1 protein-coding gene is annotated in these 702 nt (G+C 71.5%); it reads left to right on the top strand.

Annotated elements, in window-relative coordinates; translation table 11 throughout:
• On the top strand, positions 1-702 hold a 702-nt coding region (locus FLW16_RS42990), incomplete at both ends, for a beta-ketoacyl synthase N-terminal-like domain-containing protein (RefSeq protein ID WP_142566727.1).

Here is a 702-nt window from a genome sequence, read left to right as displayed (position 1 = left end):
TCGCCGGATTCGACGCCGACTTCTTCGGCATCTCCCGCCGCGAAGCCCTCGCCAGCGACCCCCAGCAACGCCTCCTGCTCGAAGTCGCCTGGGAAACCTTCGAACGCGCCGGCATCGACCCCGCCACGCTCAAGGGCAGCCGTACGGGGGTCTTCACCGGGACCAACGGTCAGGACTACGCGAAGTCGTCGGGCCCCGCGCCCGAGGAGGTCGAGGGCTACCTGATCACGGGCACCGCGGCCAGCGTGCTGTCCGGGCGGATCGCCTACACCTTCGGCTTCGAAGGCCCCGCCGTGACCGTGGACACGGCCTGCTCCTCGTCGCTGGTCGCGCTGCATCTCGCCGTACGGTCGCTGCGGTCGGGCGAGTCGGACCTCGCCCTCGCCGGTGGAGTCACACTCATGACGTCGCCGGGCACGTTCGTCGAGTTCTCGCGCCAGCGGGGGCTCGCGCCGGACGGGCGGTGCAAGGCCTTCTCCTCGTCGGCCGACGGGACCGGCTGGGCCGAAGGCGTCGGCCTGCTGCTGGTCGAACGCCTGTCGGACGCGCGTCGCCTCGGCCACCCGGTGCTGGCCGTCATCCGCGGCACCGCCGTCAACCAAGACGGCGCCTCCAACGGCCTGACCGCACCCAACGGCCCCTCACAACAACGCGTCATCACCCACGCCCTCGACAACGCCGGCCTCACCCCCCAAGACGTCG

The organism is Microbispora sp. KK1-11, from assembly GCF_006874435.1.
GTDB lineage: Bacteria > Actinomycetota > Actinomycetes > Streptosporangiales > Streptosporangiaceae > Microbispora > Microbispora catharanthi.
The sequence above is the reverse complement of the archived record's forward strand: the minus strand, read 5'-3'. Positions and strand labels throughout refer to the sequence as shown.